At 59.2% G+C, this 24,106-nt stretch carries 25 protein-coding genes; 10 read left to right on the forward strand and 15 right to left on the reverse strand.

Features of this window, described 5'->3' with window-relative positions:
* From ACMU_RS05570 to ACMU_RS05585, 4 genes are read left to right on the forward strand one after another with little or no spacing between them, the layout of a single operon-like run.
* Positions 1-1,476: a carboxypeptidase M32 gene (locus ACMU_RS05570; protein WP_035257010.1), complete on the forward strand. Its 1,476-nt coding sequence runs from the start codon at positions 1-3 to the stop codon at positions 1,474-1,476.
* Positions 1,473-2,672 (forward strand): MFS transporter, encoded by a 1,200-nt coding sequence (locus tag ACMU_RS05575; protein WP_035257013.1) that lies wholly within the window; start codon positions 1,473-1,475, stop codon positions 2,670-2,672. Before ACMU_RS05570 ends, ACMU_RS05575 begins: the two co-directional genes overlap by 4 nt.
* Before the next feature lie 8 nt (positions 2,673-2,680).
* Complete coding sequence (locus tag ACMU_RS05580) at positions 2,681-3,586, forward strand: glycosyltransferase family A protein (RefSeq protein WP_035257014.1); 906 nt, start codon at positions 2,681-2,683, stop codon at positions 3,584-3,586.
* Between the two features lie 53 nt (positions 3,587-3,639).
* Positions 3,640-4,062: a PaaI family thioesterase gene (locus ACMU_RS05585; RefSeq protein ID WP_236626202.1), complete on the forward strand. Its 423-nt coding sequence runs from the start codon at positions 3,640-3,642 to the stop codon at positions 4,060-4,062.
* Between the two features lie 49 nt (positions 4,063-4,111).
* Here ACMU_RS05585 and ACMU_RS05590 read toward each other — a convergent pair whose 3' ends face one another.
* Positions 4,112-4,345 carry a DUF1127 domain-containing protein gene (locus ACMU_RS05590; RefSeq protein WP_035257588.1) on the reverse strand — a complete coding sequence of 78 codons (234 nt, stop codon included), beginning with the start codon at positions 4,343-4,345 and terminating at the stop codon, positions 4,112-4,114.
* 96 nt (positions 4,346-4,441) lie between these two features.
* On the opposite strand from ACMU_RS05590, the gene ACMU_RS05595 reads away from it, so the two are divergent.
* The 3 genes from ACMU_RS05595 to rpsI all read left to right on the forward strand — a co-directional run bounded on the left by ACMU_RS05595 (position 4,442) and on the right by rpsI (position 6,961).
* A complete protein-coding gene (locus tag ACMU_RS05595) occupies positions 4,442-5,842 on the forward strand; it encodes an aminotransferase-like domain-containing protein (protein WP_035257016.1) in 1,401 nt (466 codons plus the stop codon).
* Positions 5,843-6,002: 160 nt separating this feature from the next.
* Positions 6,003-6,464 carry a 50S ribosomal protein L13 gene (gene rplM / locus ACMU_RS05600; protein ID WP_035257018.1) on the forward strand — a complete coding sequence of 154 codons (462 nt, stop codon included), beginning with the start codon at positions 6,003-6,005 and terminating at the stop codon, positions 6,462-6,464.
* 2 nt (positions 6,465-6,466) lie between these two features.
* A complete protein-coding gene (gene rpsI / locus ACMU_RS05605; RefSeq protein ID WP_035257021.1) occupies positions 6,467-6,961 on the forward strand; it encodes a 30S ribosomal protein S9 in 495 nt (164 codons plus the stop codon).
* A gap of 51 nt (positions 6,962-7,012) precedes the next feature.
* On the opposite strand, the gene ACMU_RS05610 is transcribed toward rpsI, so the two are convergent.
* The 10 genes from ACMU_RS05610 to ACMU_RS05655 all read right to left on the reverse strand — a co-directional run bounded on the left by ACMU_RS05610 (position 7,013) and on the right by ACMU_RS05655 (position 16,936).
* Positions 7,013-7,876 carry a glycosyltransferase gene (locus ACMU_RS05610; protein ID WP_035257023.1) on the reverse strand — a complete coding sequence of 288 codons (864 nt, stop codon included), beginning with the start codon at positions 7,874-7,876 and terminating at the stop codon, positions 7,013-7,015.
* Between the two features lie 259 nt (positions 7,877-8,135).
* Entirely contained in the window at positions 8,136-8,756 is a 621-nt protein-coding gene (locus ACMU_RS05615) for a TetR/AcrR family transcriptional regulator (RefSeq protein ID WP_035257025.1), read from the reverse strand.
* On the reverse strand, positions 8,749-9,618 hold the full coding sequence (ppk2, locus tag ACMU_RS05620) for a polyphosphate kinase 2 (protein WP_035257027.1): 870 nt from the start codon (positions 9,616-9,618) through the stop codon (positions 8,749-8,751). Before ppk2 ends, ACMU_RS05615 begins: the two co-directional genes overlap by 8 nt.
* Positions 9,619-9,654: 36 nt before the next feature.
* Positions 9,655-10,602, reverse strand: coding sequence for an alpha/beta fold hydrolase (locus tag ACMU_RS05625; protein WP_035257029.1), 948 nt, complete (start codon positions 10,600-10,602; stop codon positions 9,655-9,657).
* A complete protein-coding gene (metA, locus tag ACMU_RS05630) occupies positions 10,592-11,515 on the reverse strand; it encodes a homoserine O-acetyltransferase MetA (protein ID WP_035257032.1) in 924 nt (307 codons plus the stop codon). The genes ACMU_RS05625 and metA overlap by 11 nt, the downstream gene beginning before the upstream one ends.
* Before the next feature lie 43 nt (positions 11,516-11,558).
* A complete protein-coding gene (locus ACMU_RS05635) occupies positions 11,559-12,422 on the reverse strand; it encodes a hypothetical protein (protein WP_035257034.1) in 864 nt (287 codons plus the stop codon).
* Positions 12,423-12,522: 100 nt separating this feature from the next.
* The gene (locus ACMU_RS05640) at positions 12,523-13,662 is read right to left on the reverse strand and encodes an outer membrane protein transport protein (RefSeq protein WP_035257036.1); all 1,140 of its coding nucleotides are present in this window, start codon (positions 13,660-13,662) and stop codon (positions 12,523-12,525) included.
* 131 nt (positions 13,663-13,793) lie between these two features.
* Positions 13,794-14,663 (reverse strand): DMT family transporter, encoded by an 870-nt coding sequence (locus ACMU_RS05645; RefSeq protein WP_328286652.1) that lies wholly within the window; start codon positions 14,661-14,663, stop codon positions 13,794-13,796.
* Positions 14,664-14,996: 333 nt separating this feature from the next.
* On the reverse strand, positions 14,997-16,571 hold the full coding sequence (gene guaA, locus ACMU_RS05650; RefSeq protein WP_035257038.1) for a glutamine-hydrolyzing GMP synthase: 1,575 nt from the start codon (positions 16,569-16,571) through the stop codon (positions 14,997-14,999).
* Positions 16,572-16,636: 65 nt separating this feature from the next.
* Positions 16,637-16,936: a DUF6477 family protein gene (locus ACMU_RS05655; protein WP_035257041.1), complete on the reverse strand. Its 300-nt coding sequence runs from the start codon at positions 16,934-16,936 to the stop codon at positions 16,637-16,639.
* 225 nt (positions 16,937-17,161) lie between these two features.
* Between ACMU_RS05655 and ACMU_RS05660 the strand changes: the two genes are divergently transcribed.
* Positions 17,162-18,280 (forward strand): DUF6456 domain-containing protein, encoded by a 1,119-nt coding sequence (locus tag ACMU_RS05660; RefSeq protein ID WP_236626203.1) that lies wholly within the window; start codon positions 17,162-17,164, stop codon positions 18,278-18,280.
* Between the two features lie 36 nt (positions 18,281-18,316).
* Complete coding sequence (locus ACMU_RS05665) at positions 18,317-19,237, forward strand: LysR substrate-binding domain-containing protein (RefSeq protein ID WP_035257044.1); 921 nt, start codon at positions 18,317-18,319, stop codon at positions 19,235-19,237.
* A gap of 6 nt (positions 19,238-19,243) precedes the next feature.
* On the opposite strand, the gene ACMU_RS05670 is transcribed toward ACMU_RS05665, so the two are convergent.
* From ACMU_RS05670 to ACMU_RS05680, 3 genes are all read right to left on the reverse strand, one after another.
* Entirely contained in the window at positions 19,244-19,789 is a 546-nt protein-coding gene (locus ACMU_RS05670) for a peroxiredoxin (protein ID WP_035257594.1), read from the reverse strand.
* Between the two features lie 146 nt (positions 19,790-19,935).
* Positions 19,936-20,793: a sigma factor-like helix-turn-helix DNA-binding protein gene (locus ACMU_RS05675; RefSeq protein WP_035257046.1), complete on the reverse strand. Its 858-nt coding sequence runs from the start codon at positions 20,791-20,793 to the stop codon at positions 19,936-19,938.
* The gene (locus tag ACMU_RS05680) at positions 20,780-22,039 is read right to left on the reverse strand and encodes an NAD(P)/FAD-dependent oxidoreductase (protein ID WP_081805402.1); all 1,260 of its coding nucleotides are present in this window, start codon (positions 22,037-22,039) and stop codon (positions 20,780-20,782) included. Before ACMU_RS05680 ends, ACMU_RS05675 begins: the two co-directional genes overlap by 14 nt.
* Before the next feature lie 203 nt (positions 22,040-22,242).
* On the opposite strand from ACMU_RS05680, the gene lipA reads away from it, so the two are divergent.
* On the forward strand, positions 22,243-23,196 hold the full coding sequence (gene lipA / locus ACMU_RS05685) for a lipoyl synthase (RefSeq protein ID WP_035257052.1): 954 nt from the start codon (positions 22,243-22,245) through the stop codon (positions 23,194-23,196).
* A 3-nt stretch (positions 23,197-23,199) separates the two neighbouring features.
* On the opposite strand, the gene ACMU_RS05690 is transcribed toward lipA, so the two are convergent.
* Positions 23,200-24,039: a hypothetical protein gene (locus ACMU_RS05690; protein WP_035257053.1), complete on the reverse strand. Its 840-nt coding sequence runs from the start codon at positions 24,037-24,039 to the stop codon at positions 23,200-23,202.
* Positions 24,040-24,106: the final 67 nt, after the last annotated feature.

Genomic DNA, 24,106 nt, shown 5'->3' on the forward strand with positions numbered 1-24,106 from the left:
ATGAGCGCTTTTGACGAGCTTATGGCGTTTCAGCACCAGACCGAGGCGCTGTCGCAGGTTGCCGGCCGGTTGGGCTGGGATCAGGAAACGGTGATGCCGCGCGGAGCTGCGCCGCAACGCGCCGAAGAGATGGGCGCGTTGGAGGCGGTGCTGCACGCCCGCCGCACCGATCCGCGCGTGGGTGACTGGCTGGCCGCAATCGACGATGGGGCGTTGGATGCGGTGGGTGCCGCCAAGCTGCGCCATATCCGCCGGTCTTATGCCCGCAACACCAAACTGCCCGAAGATCTGGCCACAGCCTTGGCCAAGCTGACCTCGCGAAGTCAGGGAATCTGGGCCGAGGCGCGGGCCAATAACGACGTGGCGCATTTCCTGCCCACCCTGAAAGAGGTTGTGGCACTGAAACGCGAGGCGGCCGCGGCGCTGGCTGATGGTGGCGACCTTTACGATGCGCTGCTGGAGGATTACGAGCCCAGCACCAGCGCGGCCGAGATCGGCGCGATGTTCGACCGGATGCGCCCGCGCCTTGTGGCGCTGCTGGACCGGGTGATGGGGGCCACAGCGCCCACGCCGCTGTCGGGCCAATTTGCCGAAGTTGGCCAGTTGCGTGTGTCCGACAAGCTGGCCGCTGCCTTTGGTTACAACAGCGACCATGGCCGTATCGACAAGGCGGTACACCCGTTCAGCTCGGGCTCGGGCCTGGATGTGCGGATCACCACACGGGTGGCCGAGCATGACCCGTTCAACTGCTTCTATTCCACCATCCACGAGGTCGGTCACGCCACTTACGAGCAGAATATTGACCATGCCTATTTGCTGACCCCGCTGGGCGAAGGCGTGTCGATGGGCGTGCATGAAAGCCAAAGCCGGATTTACGAAAACCAGCTGGGCCGCTCGCGCGCCTTCACCAGTTGGCTGTTTGGCCAGATGCAGGACCAGTTCGGCGCAATGAACGTGACCGACCCCGAGGCGTTCTATCGCGCCGTGAACCGGGTTCACCCGGGTTACATCCGGACCGAGGCGGACGAGGTGCAGTATAACCTGCATGTCATGCTGCGCTTTGATCTGGAGCGTCAGTTGGTGGCCGGCACGCTGGAGGTTGATGACCTTGAGGCCGCGTGGAACCAGCGGTTTGCGGCCGATTTCGGTGTGGCCGTGGATGTGCCAGCCAATGGCGTACTGCAGGATGTGCATTGGTCGGTGGGCCTCTTTGGCTATTTCCCGACCTATTCGCTGGGCAATGTCTATGCCGGTTGCCTGTACCAGGCGTTGCGCAAAGCGGTTCCGGAATTGGAGGCCGATCTGGCCAAGGGCGATCCGTCGGCCGCTTTGGCCTGGCTGCGCGACAACCTGCAGACCCATGGCGGGCTCTATGAACCGCGCGACGTGATCGCGCGGGCTTGCGGGTTTGAACCGTCCGAGGCGCCGCTGCTGGATTACCTCGACGCCAAGTTCGGCGACCTGTACGGGGTGTGACCCAAACGCCCAAAACCAAAGGCGACAGCCTGGCCGTCTGGCTGCTGGCGGTGGGTCAAACCATGGCCTATGGCAGCTTTTACTATGTCTTTGCCGCACTTCTGGTGACGCTGGAGGCCGAAACCGGCTGGACCAAGGGCCAACTGGCGCTGGGGCCAACCTTGTCGATCCTGCTGGCCGCGGCGCTGGCGCCGGTGTCGGGGCGGCTGGTGGACCGGGGCAGGGGCGGTGACCTGCTCAGCTATCTGCCCTTTGTCGGGGCGCTTGGGCTGGCGGTGCTGGCCCTGGCGCAAAGCCACGCACATTGGATCATTGGCTGGCTGATCCTGGGGGTGGTGCAGGGCGGCGCGCTTTATGAAACCTGCTTTGCTTTTCTGACCCGCCGTCTGGGCGAACAGGCCCGCGCCGCGATCATTCGGGTGACGCTGGTGGCGGGCTTTGCCTCGGCCCTGTCTTATCCCGCGGGCGCGGTGCTGGGCGAGGCCCTGGGCTGGCGCGGCGCGCTGTGGAGCTTTGCGGTGGCGGTTCTGGTTGTCATGGCGCCGGTGAACATCTGGGGCGTGATCCGGCTGCGCCGCAACGCGCTGGCGGGGCAGACCAGCACCGAAACCCCGCCCGGCACCCTGGCGCGTGCCATGCGCCGCCCGGCGTTTTGGCTGATTGCGGGGTGTTTCGGGCTGATGTGGATGAACCATTCGCTGATCGTGACCTATGTGATGGTGCTGTTCCAATCCACTGGCGCGCCGGTGGCGATGGCGGTGCTGGCGGCCTCGTGCATCGGTCCGTCGCAGGTGGCGGGCCGGGTGGTGCTGATGCTGGGTCAGCACCGGGTGACGTCGCTGGGGGTGACCCGCCTGACGGGGCTGGGCAGCGTGCTGGCCATGGCAACGCTGTTGGTGGCCGGGGTGGAGCCGCTGCTGATCTTTGTCTTCGCCGGGCTACAGGGCGCCTCGGTCGGGTTGGTCAGCGTGATGCGCCCGGTGGTCACGGCCGAGCTGTTGGGCCGCGAAGGGTTCGGGGCCATCTCGGGCGTGTTGTCGATTATGCCGACGGCGGGCATGGCGCTGGCCCCGGTAATCGGGGCCGGGCTTTACGCGCTGGGGGCCGAGGCCGCAATCCTGTGGTTCGCGCTGATCGTCGCGGGCGTGGCCTTTGTGCTGACATTGATGTTGCGCGCCAATATGCGGGCAGGGTAGCCAGGGGTATGGACCTGCACCTTTTCATCCTGTCGTTCAACCGTGGCCCTTATCTGAAGGCATGCGTGGCATCGGCCATGGCTCATTTGCCCGGCGTGGGTATCACCGTATTGGACGATGGTTCCACCGACCCCGAGACCGTTGCGGTTTTGAACGACTTACCGGTAGAGGTCATCACACCCAAAGCTGAACAGGCCGGTCGCCACGGTGGGCTCTATGCCAATATGAACTATGCCGTCGAGGTGTGCGCCAAGCCTTACCTGATGTTCCTGCAGGACGACATGCAGGTGGTGCGCGACATGGGGCCCGAAGACTGGACCACGATCACCGAGTTCCTTAGCGCCGATGTCCGACATGCCTTTGTGCACCCCTGTTTCTCGCTGGGCAAATCCAAGCTGCGCAGCAAGGGGGAATACCGCCCCTGGCCACCCTTTCGGGGCTATCAGAACGACAATGGCGCAGCCGATCAAAGCGACCGGTCGCGCCGCTGGGTCTATGACGTGGTGATTGCTGATGTGGGTGCGCTGCGTCAGACGGGGTTCAGTTTTGGGCCGACCGAGCGCGACAATGCCCGCACCGCCGCCGCCCGCTTTGCCCCCATGCTGCACTATGCCGATCCGTTTGCCTGCCAGCTGCCGCAAGTGGCAACGCTGCGCTTTGGGCGGCGAACGCTTGGCGCCCGCCTGTCGGAATACCTAACGGGTCCTGATCCGCTGCTGTTCCACAGCCTGACGGTGGAAGAGGTTGCCGCCCTGAAGGCCCGTGATCTGACCGAGATCCAGATGGCCGACGACGTATTGCGCACCGTAAACCCCAAAGTACGGCGACCCTATCTGCACAAAGGTGTCAACGCGCGCTGGTACACCCGTGCGCTGAACAAGCTGGAACTGCTGATCCGCCGCCGCGCGACCTAGCGTCAGACTTGCCAACAACGCCTCTGGGCGAAAAGCTGCGGGCGGAGGATGCGATGACCCGAACACCCATGATGGACGCTGCGGCGTTGAACAGATTTCTTAAAACCGACTTTCCGCAAGCTGCACATTTTGTGGTCGAGGATGCCAGTGCGATGTCCGCGCGCATAAGACTGCCGGTGTCACAAGACGACCTGCGGCCGGGCGGAACCGTGTCCGGCCCAACCATGTTCGGGCTGGCTGATGTGGCGATTTACGTCGCGGTTTTGGCAATGATCGGACCAGTGGCGCTGGCCGTGACAACCAATGCCTCGATAGACTTCATGCGCAAACCGCAAGCGGGCCGCGACCTGATCGCCGAGGCGCGTCTGTTGAAGCTGGGCCGGGTATTGGCCGTGGGGGATGTTCTGATCCGATCCGATGGCAGTGATGCCCCTGTTGCGCGCGCCTCGCTGACCTATTCTATTCCCCCGAAATAAAAAGTGCCGGGCACAAGGCCCGGCCAGGAAGGGGTTCTTTTGGAGGTGTTCAGCCGCGCCAGAAGGGCTTGGTGGCCTCGGTCAGCGCCTGTTCACGTGTCAGCCCGATATCTTTCAACTCATGATCTGTCAGGCGGCCAAGATGCTTGCGTGTGGCGCGGCGGCTCATCCAGACATTGGCCAGCTTCACCAGAATTGTAGCGAACGATTCGCGGTACAATTTCGGAGAGGTGGACAGGAAAGGGTTGATCTGGTTGTTTTGGTTGAGATATTCGCGTGACATGACAAGCATTCCTATTCGTGTATCGGTACAATCCGTGTTGATTTCGATGTGGGATTGGTACAATGTGCAAAAAGAAAAAGCGAGCGAAGTTTTGTGATGGGTACAATTCAGGAAATTGATTGGTCACAATCATCCGGACCAAAATACCGCGTTCTTGCGCAGCGGATCGAGGCCTCGATTTCCGATGGATCATTGAAAACAGGCGAAAAAATGCCCCCGGTGCGCGATTTGGCGTGGGATTTGAAGGTAACGCCCGGCACCGTGGCGCGGGCTTATCAATGGCTGATTGATCGAAATGTACTGAATGCAAAAGTTGGCAGCGGTACATTTGTCTCGCTCATTGACCGCGGCCCCACCGCCGGCGAATCGCTGATGGTAGAAAATGTCGAGTTGTCCGATGATGTTCTGGATATGCGTTCACCCATCCTGCCGGATGTCGGCCAGGTCGAGCATGTGCGGCAAGGGCTGCTGAAAGCTGCCGAGATGGACGAAGACATGATGCTGCTTTATCCGGACATGTCTCAAAGCCGCGAGTTGCGCAAACTGATCCTGCACAAGAAAATCAAGTCGTTCGAAACAGCGCACCTGTCGCCTGATCACATGGTTCTGACACATGGTGGTCAGCACGCAATCTCGTTGATCCTTCAGACCGTCCTGAAAGGACCCAAGCCTGTCGTTTTGACCGAAGAGCTTGCCTATCCTGGTTTCCGCCATGCGATTCAACAGATGCGGGGCCGAGCAGTTGCAATTGAGCAGGACAAAGATGGCCCTGTGCCCGCGTCTATCCGCGCCGCCTGTCAGGCGCATGACGTGCAGTTGCTGGCAACTTCCGGCTTTGCGCATAATCCCACCACGATCTCTACAACGCCTGAACGTCGCGCAGAGATTGCCGAGCTGGCCCGCGAATTTGATTTCCACATCATCGACGATCAAAGTTATGGTCTTGTCCGGGTGGATCGCCCTTCGTATCGCGACCTTGCTCCCGACAGGGTTTGGTTCATCTCCAGCCTGTCCAAGTCCATTGCTCCCAATCTGCGGTTTGGCTGGTTTGTAACCCCTGACGGTTGGCGCAATCGCGGGCAACGTGCGGCCAGCCATTCCTCTTTCGGCGTGTCGAAATTCATCATGACCGTGGCCGAACATGTGATGAGCCATCCCGACGCTGATCGCGTGCGCGATGCCGTGGCTTCCGACAATGCGGCGCGGGTCGAGATCATGCGCGAAGTCTTTGCAGGATATGATTTGCACACGCGCCCGGATGTCGCGTTTGCATACCTGGCCATGCCCTCGGGATGGCGGGCTTCGAACTTTCAACGCAAAGCCGAGGATGCCGGAATCTTGTTGCGTAACGCGGATGCTTACGTGTTGGTAGATGGTCGTGCACCTAATGCTGTTCGGCTGGCGGTGAATTCGCGTGTATCACGTGAAAGGTTTCGACGCGGATGCCAGGTTCTGCGTGACCTGCTGGACAATCCACCCCACGAAATCGGCGTATGAGATTGGGGTATTTTAATACCTTATTTTTAAGTGATTGAAATAGCTGCGATAAAACTGTTTTCCTGTTCTTGACTGTGCTGTCAAAACCCTTAGAACTGCGCCATCCGAATGACAGGGTGCCCGATACGGTCACCCGTAAGCACAGCCCGAGGGCCAAGATATGAAAACCTTTACCGCTACCCCGGCGGATATCGACAAGAAATGGATCATCATCGATGCCGAAGGCGTCGTGCTGGGCCGTCTTGCATCGATCGTCGCCATGCGTCTGCGCGGCAAACACAAGCCGTCCTTCACGCCGCACATGGACATGGGTGACAACGTCATTGTCATCAATGCCGACAAGGTGCAGCTGACCGGCAAGAAGCGCGACGACAAGAACTACTACTGGCACACCGGCCATCCGGGCGGCATCAAAAGCCGTACCGCGCGCCAGCTGCTTGAGGGTGACCACCCCGAGCGCGTGGTGACCAAGGCCGTGCAGCGCATGCTGCCAGGCAACCGTCTGAGCCGCAAGCAGATGACCAATCTGCGCGTTTATGCCGGCACCGAACATCCGCATGAAGGCCAAGCGCCGGAAGTGCTGGATGTGAAATCCATGAACTCCAAGAACACGCGGAGCTGATAATGGCTGAAGAGATTAACTCGCTGGAAGAGCTCAGCGCAGTCGCAAGCGACGACGCAATCGCGGCCGTTGCCGATGCCTTTGAACCCCGCGAACCTGTTCGTGACGAGCTGGGACGTTCCTATGCCACCGGTAAACGTAAAGACGCGGTTGCCCGTGTCTGGATTAAACCCGGTTCGGGCAAGGTCACCGTCAACGGCAAAGACATGCCCGCGTATTTCGCGCGTCCGGTGCTGCAGATGATCCTGCGTCAGCCGTTTCAGGTTGCCGGCGTCGAAGATCAGTTCGATGTAATGGCCACCGTTAAAGGCGGCGGTCTTTCGGGCCAGGCTGGTGCGGTCAAGCACGGCATCTCGAAAGCGTTGCAATTGTACGATCCCGCCCTGCGCGCGCCGCTGAAAGCCGCTGGCTTCCTGACTCGCGACAGCCGCGTTGTGGAACGTAAGAAATTTGGTAAGCGCAAAGCACGCCGGAGCTTCCAGTTCTCCAAGCGTTAAGCGGCAACCGATACCAAAAAGAAAAGGCGCCCTGTTTTCGGGCGCCTTTTTTTATTGTGCCGCGATTGGGGCAAGTTGTTCGGGCGCGTTTGCGGTGGCCTGAAGGTCCAGCAGGTCTGACATCGTGGTATACGGGAAATCCAGATCCAGTGCTTCGCGGGTCATGACCCCCAGTTCTTTTTCGGATTTCTTTTCCGACATCTGTGCCGAGAATTGTGCGATCTTACGGCGCGCCCGGAAGCTTGTATCGCAAGAAGACGTGAAGGTCTGAATATGTGACGTCAACGTGGGATCTGCCATGGCCGGATAGCGGCGTCCCGACGCCAGGTGCGAGAACTGGAAAACATTCCTGCGTGGCTTGCCTACGGTCAGGTAGGCAAAACCGGCCCCTGTAAGCGACCGGAAAAACGGCTGACATTTGGGCGTGTTTTCTTCATCATACAGCATCAGCCCTCGTGGCATCGTGATCAACGCTTCCTGCCACAACATCGAAGCCCAGTGATGCAGCCGATCGATGAAGTTGATCGACAGGGCATCGTCATCATCAATGCGGAATTGCGCCAGCTTGCTGTGTCTTTCGCCAGCATCCTTAAGCATCGGGGCAATCTCGGCGCCCAGTTTCTCGGACTTGCAAAGATGCAGCTGAACCGCGTTCACGTCGTTGCACAGGCTGGTCAATCGCCTTTTATAGGCGTCCGGCATGACATCCGAAGACATCACATGCAGTGTAAAATTCGGGTTCGTCTGGTGCGCCATCGCCTGCATCAAAAGATGCTCGAACAACAGAAACCGTGTTTCCATTCGAACCGGATCGTAAAGCGTTTCAAACGCTTTCGCACGATCATCATATGACAGCTTTGTGTCGCTGGGACCAAAGAAAGAGAAACGGCAAAAGCCGATTACACCTGTGGACATGTCTGCTCCGCCTCAAAAAGAGTTTTTTGTTTGTTAACCAAACGATAACTTTTTCGTTCCAATCCGACAATAATTTTATCCCAACCCGTTGCGGATGTGGCTATTCAGTTTCTCAATGTTGTTAAGCCGTTGCAGAGTCTGCCGCGCTGCATGGTAAAAAACGACGTTCGGAATGACCCTGCCGCCGATCCCCGCGTCACCCCGAGAATGACGCCTTTGGCGTCAGGCGAGACACAGGTGCGCGCCGCAAGGCGCACCTTCAGGTCTCGTCCGGTGGCAGCAGCCCAAGGCCGCGCAGATAAATTCCGATTCCGCTTTCCAGCAATTCGTCGGGCGGGAACGGTGTGCGCGCACCGGGTTCTCCGCGGGCATAAAGCTCCACCACCCCGTGGCTCAAAGCCCAGATATGGGCCGAGAACATCGCGGCGGGGGGGCGTTTTTCTGGTGGAATATGTTCTGACAGCTCGGCCGCGGCCTTTTCAAGGATCTCGGTGGCGCGTTTGGCGACGATGGTCAGCTCGGGGTTCGACGTGATCGACACGCCGCTTTCGAACATCGCCATATAGTGGCCGGGATATTTGCGCGCAAAGGCCAGATAGGCGCGGCCCGTCGCCTCGAACCGGGCCAAAGCCGAGGGCGCGCCGCTGTCATAGGCGAATTCCATCAGGTCGGCGAAGATTTCGTATCCTTCGCGTGCGGCTTCGGCGATCAGGTCTTCGCGGCCTTCGAAATGGCGATAGACGGCGGCCGGGGTCACGCCCGCAGCCTTGGCCGCCTCGGACAGGGTGAACCCCTGAGGTCCCTTCTTCTCAATCAGCTTCAGCGCGCTTTCAACAAGCGCCGCCTTCAGATTGCCGTGATGATAGCCGCGCTTAGCCATCCCAGATGCCGGGCCCCCCGCAGATCTGCTCGTCGGGTGCGCCCACCGCCTTGGTATCCTTCCCCGCATAGTCCAGGGCCGAAAGCACGGTGCGGATGCCCGCCAGCCGCGCGCGTTTCTTGTCGTCGGACCGGATGATCGTCCAGGGCGCGTGTTCGGTATGGCTGATCGACAGTGTCTCTCCGATGGCCGACGTGTAGTCATCCCACTTCGCCAGGCCCTTCACGTCGATCGGGCTCAGCTTCCATTGTTTCAGCGGGTCGCCCTCGCGTTTGAGGAACCGGCGCAGCTGCTCGGCCCGGCCGACATTCAGCCACAGCTTGAACAGGTGCACGCCGTCATCGACCAGCATCTTTTCGAAGTCCGAGACCTGACGGAAGAAATGTCGCCGCTGATCCTCGGTGCAGAAACCAAACACATGCTCAACCACGCCGCGGTTATACCAGGATCGGTCGAACAGCACGATTTCCCCATCGGTCGGCAGATGATCAATATAGCGCTGGAAATACCATTGCCCCATCTCGCGGTCGCTGGGTTTGCTCAGCGCCACAACCCGGGCAATGCGCGGGTTCAGGTTCTCGCGGAACCGTTTGATGGTGCCACCTTTGCCAGCGGCGTCTCGGCCTTCGAATACGATAACAATACGTTTGCCGGTGGCGTGGACATCTGACTGAAGCTTAACCAGCTCAATCTGAAGCTTTTCGATCGCATCCTCGTATTCGTCGCGATCCATCGCCCGATCATACGGATAGCTTTCTGACAAAATGTCGTGCTTGTCCGCTTTCTCGATCGCCTTGCGCACCTCTTTGGGTGCCTCGTCTTCGAAAAACCTGCTGATGGCGCCGTCGAACGGTTTGCTCATGATGCCTCCTTGCCCATTCGCCTATAACTATCGCGATTACAGGGCATTGCGCAATCCGGCGCGGGTGGCGGCGCGGTGAACCGCATCGATCGTGTCAGGGATTGCGGTATGGTGCGGCATGTGGCCAATGCCGGGCAGGGCGGTAAATACCGCACCGGGGATTTCCTCGGCCATGGCGCGGGCGTGAATGTCGGGGCTGACGACAGTATCGGCCAGCCCATGAATGATTTCCACCGGCAGGTTGATGCTTGGATAGCTTGGCCCCATCGCCACAACTTCGGACAACAAGGCAGCACGCTGGCGGGCATTGGCCCGCAAAGAGGACCGACGCAGGCTCATTTGCGGGCCAAAATGCTCTGCATAACCCTCAGGCGCAAGCTGCGGCTTGAACGCGTTCTCAACGGCATCAGCAACCGTGCCGGGTCTGACAAAACCGGTGATAAGCGGTACCACAATGGCCTGTCCCAAAGGGTGTGACGTAACGGTATAGAACCGCCCAAGCCCGGTATCCCATGGGTGCGACGGTGCCGAGACAAGCACGAGACCGGATAGAGGTTCAGGTTGAGAGACCGCCCAGTTCAGCGCAACGGCTCCACCGTAGGATTGGCCCAGAACCAGTGGGTTGCGTGCCCCGGCCGCCGCTGCGGCTTGCGCAATCAGGCGTGATTGCACCGCCAAGGTCTGCCCATTTGGGGCCACGCCGCTGTATCCCAAACCGGGACGGTCGACCGCAAAGACACGATAGGATTTGGCCAATTCGGGCATCAGGCCAAAAGTGAAATCACGGACGGAACCCATTGATCCATGGATCAGAACCAGATCTGGGCCGTCACCGGCCACGACCACATGCATATCAACGCCATCTACCTGATAGATCTTGCCGATGGGTGGATAGGCAGCCTCGGCAGCGGCCTCTCGCGATTGCGCGCGCCACTGCGTCACCCCAACCAGGACGGCAGCCAGAAGGGCAATGCTAAGTGCCAATCTTGGCCAGGTCATATTCGGTGGTCTGATAGATCTCGTTGATCCAGTTGCCGTAGAGTAGATGCGCATGGCCGCGCCAGCGGTTCAACGGCGGTTGGGACGGATCATTGTCCGGGTAATAGTTTATCGGCACGTTGATCGCAGTACCGGCGTCCACGTCGCGGTCGTATTCCTGTTTCAGCGTGTCACTGTCATATTCGAAATGGTTAAAGATATAGAGCGCCCGATGCGCCTTGTCCTCGATCAGGCAGGGGCCCACCTCGTCGCTGCCCAAAAGGGTGTGCAGGCCGGGTACGGCGTCAACCTCGTCCTGACGGATTTCCGTCCAGCGGCTGACCGGGATCACACAATCGTCTGAGAAGCCGCGCAAATAGGGCGACGAGGCATCCAGACACCGATGTCTGAAACACCCAAATGCCTTTGCGTCCAGATCGTGTTTCTTGATGCCGTGGAAATGGTTGATCAGGGCCATGCCGCCCCAACACACGCCAAAAGTGGAATGCACATGGGTCTGTGTCCAGTCCATGATCTGGCGCAGTTCGTCCCAATAGGTGACGTCGGCAAAGGGCAGATGCTCGATCGGGGCACCCGTGATGATCAGGCCGTCGAACTTTTCGCCCGACGCCTGAACCTCGGAAAACGGCCGATAAAACGCGGCCATGTGTTCGGCGGCGGTGTTCTTGGTCTCGTGTTCCGACATGCGCAGCAACGACAGCTCAATCTGAAGCGGCGTGGCGCCGATCAAGCGGGCAAACTGTGTCTCGGTCTGAATCTTCTTGGGCATCAGGTTCAGCAAAGCCAACCGCAGCGGCCGGATATCCTGTCGGGCCGCGCGCCCTTCGCCCATTACCATCACACCTTCGCGCGTCAGCACGTCGAAGGCGGGCAGGGATGAAGGCAGTTTGATGGGCATAAGACCGATCCTGATGAAATAGGGAAACCGTGAGATAATCCGATTAGCCGCGTGCCTCAAGGGCCGTGGCAATCAGATCGGTAAAGTCTCTCGGTGCGCGCAGCTTGGCAACCTGGCTGGCACAGACGGTTACGCCCCAGTTGTCGGCCATCTTGCGATAGCGTGGCTGGCGATGCGCAAGTGCACGCGCATAGGTCCAGCGGACAAAGTCGTCTGGATCAACTTCGCCCTCTGACACTTTGTTTTTGCTCAGATATTCGCCCCAAGCGTCAAGAAGAAACTGTGGTTGATAATACATTGGTTTGGGTGCTTTGTCGAAACGCTCCACCAACGCATCGGTATGCGCGTCCGAGCCTTCGATCCACACCATCAGGGCCGCCCCTGACAATGCCGTCATCACGGGATCGTCAGGATCTGTGGGGTCCACCACCTCGCAGATCGAACCGCCGGTGTCGCAGACGAAATTGTCATAGTCGTACAGCGAGGCCGCACGTTCAATGAAATGCGTGGTATCCAGCAATGCCGAAACCTCTGCCGCACGGTGCTGTTCCTGTCGACGCTGGTATTCCGCAAAGGGCAAGCCACCCTTTGCCGGATCGCCCGGTTTGCCCAGGTAGGTTGACAGCGGCGCGAGGTTGTTGAACGTGATGTTCGATTGGATGAATACGCTGTCGGACAGAAGAAGTTCCCGCAAAAGCGGTACTTTCATCGCTTCACGCTTGAAGTTGTCCGCGATGTGTTCGCCCATATAGCGGGTGCCGATCCGATAGTCGATCGAGTAGTGGAACCAGTCACCTGAACCCCGCAACATATTGGAAACATGGGTTTTCCCCAGTCCAGACATACCAAACAGCAACACGCGCTTTTGCGCTGCGTTGCGCCATTCGTCTGCTGTTTGATAGATCATGCGTCTGTCCCGTCTGCCTGTTGTCCTCGTGGTAGCCAGAGGTTCTTGTATGGTCAAACGGTTTGTCCTCGCCCGGACATTGGCCCGAGCGAGGTAGGGTTCAAAAATTGTAAGCGATTTTCAGGCCAAACGCGGTGCCCGAATTGCCGGTAAAGTTACCTTGCGTAGCGCCTGGGATAATCGGGCTTTCGGTTTCGGCGTCTCCGATCCAGATGTACCGCGCACCGCCGCTGATCTCCATGTTGCCGCGGGTGTAGGTGCCGCCCAGACCAACGCTGAAGAAGCCGTCAGTGGGGCCGAGGTTGCCAGCAAAGCCACCTTGTTGCTTTTCGTATCCCAGTGTCACGGCACCGGACCAGTTTTCGTTGAACCGGCGACCCAGGCCCAGCGTGTAGGTGTACGTGTCATTGTCGTAGCTGACGAGTGATCCACCGATATTTGCGTCATAAAGCACCGGCGTGATGTCGAATGCCGACCAATCCGTCCATTTGACCGAGCCAAACAGCAGGGTGTTTTCGGCAACACCTGTTTGGAATTCAACTTGCAGCGACTGCGGGACGGTTGTGTCAAATGGCGTGTTGCCAGTGGCGGCACCTTGCCGTTCGTTGGTTTCCAACGTGTGGGTGATGGCCGAGACATAGCTCAGAGCCACGCGGGCCGCGATCTCGGGTTTTTCCCATGCAAAACCAACAACATAGCCCCAATCAGATGCGGTTTGCGTTGACAAATCGTAGTCCGGTGTACCGATAAAGCTGAACAGGCTCACCACACCTTTCACACGTTCATTTCGAACGCCGCCATAAACGCTGAACGCGTCATTGATCTGATACCTCAGCAAAGCGGTAACGGCATTCGATTTCAGCGAAGCCGTGGATCCGGCGCCAAAGCCATATAGATAGCTTGGCTGCAGATAAGACACATCTGCGCCGATGGGTTGATCTAGAATGATCGCCGCATCCAGACGATCATTCAGAGCGGTTTTGAAGCCCAACGTGACGGTGGAATAGTCGTCTGCAACATCACCGGAACTGGCCCCTTGTGGAAAAATGACGCCCAGAAAACCCGGCAACGTACCCTGCGCACCGCTGACAGTTGGGTTAACCTGTGCATAGGTCAGTTCCACGCGCGTCCCTTCTTCGAACAACAGACCACTTGTGAAACCGGTTCGCTCGACGCCACCCGCATGGGCTGACGTGGCTGCCAGCGCAGCAAGGCTGGCTCCTCCCAGAACTGTTTTCATATTCTCTTCCCTAGCTTTTGTTCTTTTGGTTCTTATTGGCAGCTAGGCTAAGTATACACGATTTATTGGGTCAATGGCTGACCAAACGTCATCCGGTTGTTACGTTAGGGCAAAACTGTTGCACGAGTGTGCTAGCTTTTGCGCAAGTTTATTGCGTTGGCGCCAAGGATCAGAGCCGCACCAATGACTACGGAAACCTCCAGGGATTCCTGATACAACAACACACCCAAAATCGTCATTGTCGGCAGGCGCAGAAAGTCCATGGGCATAACGACCACCGATGGGGCAAGGCTCAGGGCTTTGGTCAAACAGAAATGCGCCGACAGGCCGGTCAGGCCCACCAATGCCACCGGCCCCCATAGCGCCGGCGAAGGCAACGTGATTTGGCCGTCATACAAAACCATCAACGCTCCCATTCCGGCCTGAAAGACGGTCAGCCAGAACATGATGGACAGGATCGGCTCGGTTCGGGTCAACCGCTTGGTCATCACCGCAGAGCCGGCAAAACCCAGGGCCGCCAGAGCGGCCGCAATGGTGCCGGCGTCGAGGCTGCCAACCTCGGGATTTGCGACTACCAGAACCCCCACAAACCCGATGACGGCAACCAGAATACGTTGCCTGGTCAGCACCTCTCCCAGGAACAATGCCGCAAGGAACAGAACCCAAACCGGTGTAGAAAACTCAAGAGCGATCAATTTGGCCAACGGTATAAGGGGCAGGGCAAAAAACCACAGGTTCTGACCAATGAAGTGACTGAGATTGCGAAGGAAATGGAGGCCAAGCCGGTTGGGACGTATTTGCGACGTCTGACGCGTTGATGCGGCCACCAGCAACACGATCACGACCCCGATCAATGACCGGTACAACATGACCTCGAACGTATCCAGTTCTGTGCGCGCGCTGCGACCGGCAATCGCCATCGCGGAAAAGGACGAAATGACTCCGACCATCCAAGCCGCCGCTACCAGAATATTCGAAGATGGTGTTTCCGGTTTTGTCACGGCCCCCTCCCACAGGTGCAGCGATGTCAACCGAACCTAGCGCCTCATCCCCCGGATACAACCGCCAAAAGGCCAAGCACCGCCGCCGAGACCACAATGGTCAGCAGCCAGCCGGACTTCCGCAGCGGCTTGTCGGCATAACATTTTCCGCAATGCGTCCCAAACAACCGCATGCGGTGCCCGCATTGCGAGCACTTATATACCCGGACGACCATCCGAACCTCTTTGACAATGTACCCCAGCCTTTGCGTAGCACTGGGTGCGTAACGAACAAATCACAGGGATAACAAAGAAGTTAGAAATCATGATCTGCACAAAATGCTTGCGCAGAAATCACTCCCACTCGATGGTGCCGGGCGGTTTTGAGGTAATGTCATAGGTTACGCGGTTAATGCCCTGAACCTCGTTGATGATTCGGGTGGCGGTTTCGCCAAGAAACTCATGCGTGAAAGGGTAATAGTCTGCGGTCATGCCGTCGACCGATGTCACCGCACGCAGGGCGCAGGCATAGTCATAGGTGCGCCCATCGCCCATCACGCCCACGGTACGCACGGGCAGGATGGCGACGTAGGCTTGCCAAATCTCGTCATAAAGGCCGTGTTTGCGGATCTGGTCGATATAAACGGCGTCAGCTTCGCGCAGGATGTCCAGCTTGGCCCGCGTGATCTCGCCGGGGCACCGGATGGCAAGGCCCGGCCCCGGGAAGGGGTGGCGGCCAATGAAACTGGTCGGCAAGCCCAGTTCACGGCCCAACGCGCGCACCTCGTCCTTGAACAGCTCGCGCAGCGGTTCCACCAGTTTCAGTCCCATCTTCTCGGGCAAGCCACCTACGTTGTGGTGCGACTTGATGGTGACCGACGGCCCGCCGCTGAACGACACGCTTTCGATTACATCCGGGTAAAGCGTGCCCTGGGCCAGGAATTCAGCGCCATCAATGGTGTCGGCATGTTTCTGGAACACGTCAATGAACAGCTTGCCGATGATCTTGCGCTTGGTTTCAGGGTCAGACTGGCCGTCCAACTCTCCCAGGAACAGCTCGGATTCATCCGCGTGGATCAGCTGAATATTGTAGTTGTCGCGGAACATACTGACGACCTCGGTCGCCTCGTCTTTGCGCAGCAGGCCGTGATCCACAAAAACGCATGTCAACTGATCGCCGATGGCTTCGTGGATCAGGATCGCCGCGACCGAGCTGTCGACGCCGCCCGACAGGCCACAGATCACCTTCTTGTCGCCCACTTGCGCGCGGATTTGTTCGATCATCTGTTCGCGGTACGCCCCCATGGTCCAGTCTCCGCTGAACCCGGCCAACCGAACGAAATTTTCGTACAGCTTTGCGCCGTTGGGGGTATGGTGCACTTCGGGGTGAAACTGCACCGCATAGAAATTGCGGGCGCGATCGGCGGTGATGGCGTAGGGCGCGTTGGGCGAGGTTCCAAAAACCTCGAACCCAGGTGCAATCTGGCTGACATGGTCGCCATGGCTCATCCAGACCTGCTCGTCACCTTCGGTAAACCAACCGTTCAGCAGGGGCAGGGTGCCTTCGGGCGTAACAAAGGCGCGGCCAAATTCGGCGGTACCGCCACCGCCCGAAATCTTGCCGCCTTCAACCTTGCCGCCCAGTTGCTGCATCATCACCTGCTGGCCATAGCAAATGCCCAGGATCGGCACGCCGTAGTCAAAGATGTCCTGCGGGGCACGCGGGCTGCCGTCGCGGGTCACACTGTCGGGGCCACCTGAAAAGATCACTGCCTTGGGCGCAAAATCGCGCACAAAGTCCATGGTGACATTCTGATAGGGGTGGATTTCGCAATAGACGCTCAGCTCGCGCAGGCGGCGCGCAATCAGCTGCGTGACCTGGCTGCCGAAATCGATGATCAAAAGGCGGTCATGAGAGGTGCTGTTCATGCCCCGCTGATAGGCCGCCGGGCCGTGCGTTGCAAGGCCCGGTGACGTGTTTGGGTGTTGTCGGGTTAACCCATTGCGCCGTCGGGGCCACGGGGGATCAGGCGCGATTCCGCGATCAGGGCGATCAGCACCTCGACATGACGTGCAATCGAATACCCAGCGTCACCTGATCTGCGGGTTTGTTCCAATGCCTCTTCCTGTTCCAACAGAACGTCCAGAGATTGCGCGGGTGCAGGCACTGCCCCTTGTCCGAGCAACCGGGTCAGGTCTCGGTCACGGCGATAGTCTGCCAACCCAAATCGTGCGGCGCGGATCAAAAGACGTGGGCGGCGCAGGGCATTCAGCAGCTGGATCGGGTCGGTCATGGTGGGTCTCCTGATGTGTGTCCGAAAGAGACAAGCACAACTTAAGCGGGTGTTGCGTTTTGCACAGTTCCACCGAGCGATGGTTTCAAGAGTGTTTATATCTTTGGAACAATTATCGAAATCGGCCTGTTTGTTAACCTTGTGGTAAGAAAAACAACCTTAGCGTGTATTTCGAACTCGTCAGAATGACAGACAGATGCCGCTCGTCACGACCAGGGGGCAAGTGTGAATAGCGACACGCAGCAGCATCCAGCGCAAATTCCGGTTTTCCCGGTTTGGGTCCCGGATGCCGTGGTCTGTTACCTCACCCACACGGTGGGTGGGCAGTCCATTCGCGAGATCGCGCGGCGCTCGGCCCGTCACCCATCCACAGTCATGCGCAGCATTCGAAAGCTGGAGCAACGGCGCGACGACCCGCTGGTCGATGCGGCGTTGTTGGGACTTGGTCAGAGCTTTCTGTGCACCCCAGAACGTAAGGAAACCAACAACATGACCGCCCCAATTCGCGAATTCACCGCTCCGGATGACGCCCAAATCGATAAGGAGGCCCGCCGCATTCTTCGGCGCCTTTGCGAAGCGGGGGCATTTTTGGCCATCGCCGCCGATCTCGAGAAAGCGGTTGTACTGAAAGAGAACGCCGACGGCGACGCCACACGAATTGCCGTTGTCTCGCGCGGTGTGGCCGAGGCCTTTGCGTTGAAAGACTGGATCGAACGCAAAAGCGCGGGGCGAATTGCAACATATCAAATTACTTCGGCCGGTCGGGCAGCGCTCAAGCGCTTGTTGGCCGACGATCCAAAGGCACAGGCAGGGTTTGCCGAGGCGCAGGCCCCCTTTGCCGCGCAGAACCGCGATTGGGGGGAGCGTGTGGTGCCTCAGGCCGACGGACCGGGTGAAAAGGTACGCGTGAATTTGGCGGAATCGCCGCTTGCCGTGCTTGCGCGACGCAAGGACAAAAGCGGGCAACCGTTCCTGTCGCCCGATCTTGTGCGGGCCGGCGAGCGGCTGCGCGAGGATTTTGAGCTGGCGCAGATGGGCGCACGTGTAACCCAAAACTGGGACGGTTTCCTGACCGGGGGTAACATGGGTGGTTTTGGTTCCGGCGGGGGGGCAGACGGCCCGCGCGCCGCGCGCGACAGGGTTGCCGCAGCATTGCGTGATCTGGGCCCGGGTCTGGGTGATGTCGTCCTGCGCTGCTGCTGCTATCTTGAAGGCATGGAAACCGCGGAGAAGCGTATGGGGTGGTCGGCGCGGTCTGGAAAGATTGTCCTGCGTATCGCGCTGCAACGCCTGAACCGGCATTATCAGGAAACCTATGGCCCGGGTGGCGGGTTGATAGGTTAGGTTTTCCGTAATCGGGTAGTGTGATAACCAAGGGTTATGAACATCACCCTGCGCCAATTGACGTATTTCACCGCTCTTGCCCGGACAGGACATTTTGGCCGGGCGGCGGCGGAATGCCACGTGTCTCAACCCGCGTTATCTACGCAGATCAAAGAGTTAGAGGTTGAACTTGGCACCCGGCTTGTGGAGCGTCAGCCGCGCCGGGCTGTGCTGACGCCTGCAGGGCATGACCTGCTGCGTCACGCCGAAACGGTGCTGGCTGACATGCGCGCGTTGGAAACCCAGGCGCGGCGGGCGCAGGGATTGTCCGGCCGGTTAACGCTGGGGGTGATCCCCACAATTGCGCCCTACCTGTTGCCCGTTGCGTTGCCATTGCTGCGCGCTCGCAATGTCACACTGGATTTACGAGTGCACGAGGCCACAACGGAACGCCTGGTCCGCGCGTTGGAGGAAGGGCATCTTGATACTGCGATCCTTGCCACGCCCGTGCCGGGGGATGCGATGACCTCGTTGCCCATTGCCGATGATCGGTTCCTGCTTGCCGGAACCGCCGACGCCGTCGCGCGTGTGGGCGAGGCGGTAAAACCCCGCGATCTGGATCCGAACCGCTTGCTTTTGCTGGATGACGGACATTGCCTTGCGGATCAGGCACTGGATGTCTGTGCCATGCGCCGACCACAAACACGTGTAGACATGGCGGCCTCGTCACTGGGCACGTTGTGCGGTTTGGTGGCCGAGGGGTTTGGGGTCACACTGTTACCGGAACTCGCCATCCCGCGCGAGGTAGCCGGCAACCCGAAACTCGCGCTGCGACGCTTTTCGGGAGAGGAACCGGGGCGCGGAATCGCCCTGGTCTGTCGTCATCGTACGGCAGATGATCCTTGGGTTGGGGACCTCGCCGCGCTTTTGCAAACCGCCACGGATCAGCTCTTGCAGCAGACCCGTGACAGGTTTTAAAGGCGCTTAGGCCGCTGCGGTTTTGGCCTCTTTCAGCCATGCAAGCACGGTTTCGGGCGAGCTTTCACCGTAGGGATCATCACCGTGGTTGTCCGACAGGCCCGGCTCTTCGAACCAAGCTTCGATCACGCCGTCATTGACGATGGCCGCATAGCGCCACGACCGCAGGCCAAAGCCCAGGTTGTCCTTGCGCACCAGCATGCCAACGCGGCGGGTGAACTCGCCCGAGCCATCGGGGATCACGGCAACGTTTTCCAGCGCCTGCGCCTCGGCCCATTTGTTCATGACAAAGCTGTCATTCACCGACATGCAGTAAATCGCATCGATGCCTTCGGCGGCGAAATCGGCAAAACCTTTTTCGAAACCGGGCAGCTGATAGGTTGAACAGGTGGGGGTGAACGCACCGGGCAACGAGAACAGCACAACACGCTTGCCGGCGAAGTAGTCGGCGGTGGTCTTGTCTTCCCATTTGAACGGGTTCGGACCCTCGATCGCGTCGTCGCGCACGCGGGTGTGGAATGTCACTTCGGGAAGACGATAGCCGGGTTGCATATGGGTACTCCTGTTGCGCGAAATCACGCTTTCTGCATCGCAGAACCACTTAGGTGATTCCGAGCTGCCCTTCAATGGTCCGCGGTCGATGATGTGATCGTTGCCTCGCGAATTGTCCGGGCGTGCCTTGCCGTTGGGCATCTTGGTTAGAATGCGGCCTTTTGTTGCTGTTTGGGGTCCAGTTTTTCCGGGTTGGACAGCGCGAAATTACGGGTCAGACGTCCGTTTGACACTTGCGCGGAAACGATCAGCTTTGACAGGTTATCTTTTCCTCGCAGATGCAGCAAAGGCCCCGACAGACCCGTGGTAAATCCGACCTGCAAACCGGAGCCCAACAAAGGGGGCGAGACCACAAGAAACCCGGCGATCCGGCTGCGTCCGGTGATGGTTTTCCCAAAGGCCGGGGCTTGCGCGCCGCCGTCGCTGTGCAGGGCTATTTCCTCGGCCAGACTTTGTGCCAATGCGTCGGCGTCGCCAGCCGTGACCAACGCAACGAAACGGGCCAGTTCCTCGGTGCTGGCGGCTGGCTGTGTTGGTGGCAATGGGGTCTCGACCATTTTCCGGCATGCCCGGGAAAAGGCCTGTCTTGCCGCGGCTTCGGTGCAGTTGAGACTATTGGAGATTTGACTATAGGGCATGTCAAACCCGCTGCGCAGAACAAAAACGGCGCGCATAAGCGGGCTCAGCCGCAATCCCATTGCCGTCACCGCATAGCCCAGATCAATCCGTGCGTCGGTTGTTGTAACATGGTTTTCGTCAAGAGCGGCGGGCAAACCAAATCTCGCGTGACGCTTTGCCAGGCGTGTGTCCGACCGCAGCCGATTAAGCGCCAGTTTCGCCGCAGTGCCCCCAACATACGCACCCAGATTGCGAATATCGGGATGGGGCCGGGAAAGCATGGCTTCCATCGTGTCCTGCGCCACATCCTCGGCCTGCCACGGCAACCCGAGAATCCGGTAGGCGACGGCGAAGGCTGTATGCCAGTGCTCTTCAATCCGCGCCAAGTTTCGCCTCCGTCTTTTCCTTTCCCAAGGTTTGCGCCGCAGGCTGCCAGAGACGCCCGGCCCCCCGCAAAGGCCGCCCAAGGAAAAACGGAAGGCTGGGCCAACGCGCCTGCAGCATGATCAGTTGATACAGCACCGAGATAAAGAACCTCCGCATTGCGGCGCCTGTCTTGCCCACAAAGAATGGCCGGTAAGCCTGATCAAAGCGCATTGTGCCATATCCGATTGCTTCATCCCCCAAACCCACGGCCTGACCGTAGGTCCAATAGGCAAATCTACGTGGTACCCGGCCGGCCCTTTCGTCCAGAATAACATCGGCTGCATGGGCGCCGCTGGCCAGTGCAAAAAACACCGACATCCGTGCGGGCGCGCTGCCTTGCGTTTTTTGCAGATCGGGCAACGCGGCGTCGCCAACCACGAAAATTCGTTTGTCTTGCGGGGCACGCAGGAAAGGGTCCGTGCATATGCGCCCGTTGGACGCGCGGTTCAAGTCCAACCCCGGCCATTGATTGAAAGTGCTAAAGCCGCTTGCGGCGATTACGATGTCATGGGGCAGGGTGCCGCGGTCGGTTTCGATCTGTTCACCAAATACCTCCTTTACCGGGGTGTGTTCGTGCAGGCGCACACCCTTGCGCAACAAAGTGCGGCGAACATGGTCGCCGACCCGTGGGTGCAGTGCCTTGCCAACCTTTTCGGTTGTTACCAGATGAACGTCAGCCCCGGGGTGCTGCGCCAACTCGGCGGCAAGTTCGATCCCGGTTGTACCGCCACCCACGATGTTGATGCGTGGCGCGGAAAGGTTACCTATGGCGCGCTGCAATGCTGCCGGTCCGCGCTCGGCGTTGCTGTCCATGACATAGCAGTGATGGTTTGCGCCACGCAGATCTGGCGCGGCGGCGCTGGAACCGGTGGCCAGCACCAACCGTTGATAGTTGAGGGTGCAGGACCCGATATCGCCTTGATCCACCGTGATCGCAAGGGCCTCACGGTCGATGCGCGTGACCTGCCCGGGATAAAAGGAAATGCCCTGCTTGCCGCACAATGTTTGCAGGCAAAAGCTGCGCAGTTGCGTGTCGGTATCGGGCCGAACTGTTTCGTGCAGACGCAACCGTTCCACAAAGTGTTTTCGTGGATTGATCAGCGCCACCCTGAACCTGTGCTTGCGCCCTTTGCCCGCCAATCGCAGCGCGGCCATGACGCCGCCGTAACCTGCTCCTACCACCACTACGTCATAGTCATTTGTCATGAGGACCTCCCGGATTGCTCATCTACAAGGAGTGGTCGCCGCCACCGGTTTTGTGACAGGGCCCGGTCACAAAAGCGCAATTTCGCCGGACAAAGGCCAAACCGAAGGGGGCAGGGTTGCTCTGTTTGCATGGCAAACATGTGTGGCAAGCCCTTGGACAAGTTCCAAAAGAGGCGTAAATACTGTGCAATGAGGAGATAGACATGCGTGACCTGAAGATCCCCGAGCAGCGCCACCCCGAAAAGGCGCACAAGCCAGACAATCCGCAGCCGCGCAAACCCAACTGGATCCGCGTCAAGGCGCCCACCGGCAAGGGTTACACAGACACTCGCAACATCATGCGCGAGCACAAGCTGGTGACCGTCTGCGAAGAGGCCGGATGCCCCAATGTGGGCGAATGCTGGTCGCAGGGCCACGCCACGATGATGATCATGGGCGAGGTCTGCACCCGCGCCTGTACCTTCTGCAACATCGCCACCGGCAAACCGCCCGAGGATCTGGACGTGTTCGAGCCGGGCCGGGTGGCCGACGCGGTGGCCAAGCTGGGCCTGAACCACGTTGTTGTAACCTCGGTCGACCGCGACGATGTCGAAGATGGAGGCGCCGAGCATTTCGCCATGACGATCCGCGCAATCCGCAAACGCTCTCCCAAAACCACAATCGAGATCCTGACCCCCGATTTCATCCGCTGTGCGCCCGAAGCGCTGGAGGTTGTGGTGGCGGCCAAACCGGATGTGTTCAATCACAACCTGGAAACCGTGCCGGGGCTGTACCCCGAGGTGCGGCCCGGCGCGCGATACTTCCACTCGCTGCGGCTGTTGCAACGTGTGAAAGAGATCGACCCGTCGATCTTTACCAAGTCGGGCATCATGGTTGGCTTGGGCGAGGACAAGCAAGCCGTGGTGCAGGTGATGGAAGACATGCGCGCCGCCGATATCGATTTCCTGACCATCGGTCAGTATCTGCAGCCCACGCCCAAGCACCACGCGGTGGACCGTTTCGTCACGCCCGAAGAATTCGCCGGTTACGAAAAAGCCGCGTATAACAAAGGCTTCCTGATGGTTTCGGCCACGCCGCTGACCCGGTCCAGCTATCACGCCGGCGACGATTTCGCCCGCCTTCGCGACGCGCGTGCACGCAAACTGGCTGGCAAATAGACCTCAGAACCGCCACCCGATGGATGCCGCGTAAGCTCCTTCGCCGTTCGTGTCGCGCGCCACGGCTGTATTCAAGAAACTGTAGACGCCCAACGGAAACTTTGCGGCGGCACCTACGGTGGCATTGTCAAAGCCTTCGTCCGGAACCTGTGCGAACAGGTCCAGTTGCACGTTATTGCCGACCGGAAAGCTGGTTCCGAGTTCAATCGCCTGACCGGCAACATCACTGTGAAACAGCGTTGCGTGCAATGTCATCGCGTCGATCCTGTGAACCACACCCAGTTTGGCGTTTGCATGGCTGTCGCCGGACTGTTCAACCAATTCCAATGCCCCCTCAAATAGTGGGACATTACCGAAACGTCCGCCGACGCTGACAACCGTCGCGTTTGTGGTGTCAATATGCACAACGGACGCGGCAAATTGGTCGCTGGCAAAGCTGGCGCCCAAGGGAACACCGCCGCCTGCAGTGGCCACCGCTGTTGCGTGGCTGCGGGTTTGCGCAACATTGGCCAGACCAAGCGCGGGTAAAACGTGATCAATGGCCGAAACCGCAAACAGGTCATATGCCGGGCGCGGCACGCCCAGGGCCAGTTTTCCGGGGCCCAGGTCATAGGTCAGAGCGGCATAGGTTTCATGTGGGTGATCCTTACCGGTCCACACACCGTAAGATCCCAACGACACGCCGAACGCCCCGAATTCGTAGGCCCAAGTGCCGTCGGCAAAGAAAGCCGCGCCGGAAATGTCGCCGGCTTGTGTCACGCCAAGTCGAACCTCGCCGGTAACCTCGGCTGACACGGGCAAAGCCGCGGTGAAAAGAAAAATGCTGGTGGCTACGAAACGCATTGCGGACCCCGTCGCTCAGATTATTTGCTCGATGATTAGAGCTTTATCTAAGCACGGTTCGCCGGAC

The sequence above is a fragment of the Actibacterium mucosum KCTC 23349 genome (genome assembly GCF_000647975.1).
Classification (GTDB): Bacteria; Pseudomonadota; Alphaproteobacteria; order Rhodobacterales; family Rhodobacteraceae; genus Actibacterium; species Actibacterium mucosum.